This is a genomic window from Burkholderia sp. Se-20373, from assembly GCF_017104705.1.
GTDB lineage: Bacteria > Pseudomonadota > Gammaproteobacteria > Burkholderiales > Burkholderiaceae > Burkholderia.
In genome coordinates, this window is the sequence record NZ_JAAGPH010000317.1 from 1 (window position 1) to 2298 (window position 2298).

The window sequence follows — 2298 nt, forward strand, 5'->3', positions numbered from 1 at the left end:
TCGTGCGCGCCTGTCGCGCGCTCTCCCACACGAGCGCGTCGCAGGCCGGCGTGCCGCCGGCCGCGTAGATCGCGTACAGGCCGCCGGCTTCCAGCTGCGTCCACGTATCGGGCAAGCCGTCGATCGCGAGCCGGCTCAATGCGCCGGCGCGGCCGCCGGCCGGCCCCACGTGCAGCAGCGCGCGCAGGCGATCGACCAGGCCGGCGGCGCCGAGCGCGGAGCGGGTGGCATCGAGTTCCGTATTCACGGCGCGTTCCCCTAGTAATCCGAATAAAGCCGCACCGGCGTCGGCGTGACGAGCCAGCTGCGTTGCGCCCGCGCGTCGAACGCATAGCGCAGGTACACGAGCGCCGAACTCGGCGCGTAGTCGTGCGACCGGTCGACCTTCAACTGCGCGCCGACGCTCAGGTGCGGGTTCACGCGGTACTCGACGATCCCGTTGATCCCGTACGAGAACGACACGCCGCGTGTCGAGCTGCCCGTGTACACGAACCCGGCCGCCACCTGCGCGGCCCGCTGGTCCGACGACATCGGGTAATACAGCGAATCCTTCTCGTAGCTGTTCGAGATCCCGCCCGTGACGGTCAGGTCCCACGACAGCGCATCGTGCCGCCCCGCCCATTCGATCGGCACGCCGAGCGACAGGTAGCGTTGCGGGCTGTAGTACCCGCCCTGCCCGTACGTGTAGTAGCGCAGGTTCTCCGCGTAGTGCCAGGCATTGCCGACGAGCCCCGTGCTGACCTTCATCGTCGCGCGCTCGTACACGGGCACCGTGAAGCCGGTGCGCAGCGTGACTTCCGCGTTGCGTTCGACGTTGCGGCCGGACAGCACGCCCGCGCCGAGTTCCGCGAACAGGTTCGTGCGGCCGACGTCGACCGACGCGCGCACGGTCACGCCGTCGCGGCGCACGCCGCCCCAGACCGCGCCCGTCCACGGGTCGCGCATCCCCGAGTACGACAGCACGCTGCTCGTTTCCGGCCGCCGCGACGCGTTCACCGAGAAACTGGCCGGGCCGGCGTCGAAGCGATAGCGCACGCCGCCGACCAGGTAATGCACGGGGAAACCGAGCGGCGACGTGCCGAGATCGAAGCGCCATGCGTCCGTCAGGTAGCCGGCGCCGAGCGCGACGCCCGTGGCCGTCTGGTGCAGCGAGCCCGGCGGATTCGCAATCGATGCGGGCGTCAGCGCGTTCTGCGCCTTGAGCGCCGCGTAGCTGCCGAACGTGCTGAGCGAATACGCGTTCGGGTTGCTCGTGTCGAGCGTGCCCGGGTCGAGATGCACGGTGTCGATCTGCGCGAACACGTGCCCGTCGTAGCGGATCGGCATCTGCATGTAGATCGGCACCTGCTGCGCGCGATACGACGAGATGCCTTCGTCGCCCGACTTGTAGGCCGGCGTCCAGCCGGTTTCGATCTCGGGATTGCGCCGCTGCTGGAGATCCGCGAACGCAGCCTGCGCGGGCGTCAGTCCGTCACGGCCCGGGCTCACGCCCGTCGTGCGCTCCTGCGACTGCGACATCCGGTACAGCGACGCCGCATCGTCATAGCGCCCCTGCGCCTCGGCCACGCGGCCGGCCGCGACCGTCACGTCCGGGCGCGACGGATATGCGGCATGCAGCCGGTCGGTCACCTGCCCGGCTTCGTCCGGACGGCGCAGCGCATTCAGGCGACGCACGGCCGACAGTTGCGTGTCGACGTCGTCGTCCGGCGTGCGGGCCAGCACCGCCTGCACGCGTGCAAGCGCCGCGGCCCGATTGCCGCTGTCCTCGTCGATGCGGGCCAGCGCGAGCTGCGTATCCGCATCGTCCGGCGTGCGCGCGACGACCGGTGCAAGCGCGGCGCGCGCCGCATCGTAATGGCCTTGCGCACGTTCGAGATCGGCCCGTTCGAGCGCATAACGCTTGTCCGCGCGGCCGGCCGGGCTCGCACGATCGAGCAGCGTGCGCGCCTGCGCGTAATCCTGCTGCGCGATCGCGTCGTCCGTCTGCCGCAGCACGAGCCGCAGCGACTGGTCTTCGATCCGCGCCGTCTGTGCGGGCGTCAGCGACGGTTCGCGGCGCAGCGTGTCGAGCCATGCGGCGAGCGCGTCGTCGCGCCCCGCGCTGCCGAGCAGGTCGCCGTAGCGCAGCCGCACGTCCGCGTCGGCTTCGCGCGGGTGCGCGACGATCCAGTCGTGCAATGGGGCGAGCCCGCGGTCGGGTTCGCCCGCGTCGATCCATTGCGCGCCGATCGCGGCGAGCATGTCGGGCTCGTCCGGCGCACTCGCCTGCGCCTGCGCGAGCGACGCGGCAAACTCCGT

Annotated in this window: 2 protein-coding genes; both read right to left on the bottom strand. The window is 71.2% G+C overall.

Going from position 1 to position 2298, the window contains the following annotated elements:
• A partial coding sequence (locus tag G3N96_RS38405; RefSeq protein WP_346778940.1) for a BcsE family c-di-GMP-binding protein occupies positions 1 to 247 on the bottom strand: 247 nt, incomplete at its 3' end.
• 11 nt (positions 248 to 258) lie between these two features.
• Positions 259 to 2298: cellulose synthase subunit BcsC-related outer membrane protein (locus G3N96_RS38410; RefSeq protein ID WP_206140464.1), on the bottom strand; the 2040-nt coding region annotated here is incomplete at its 5' end.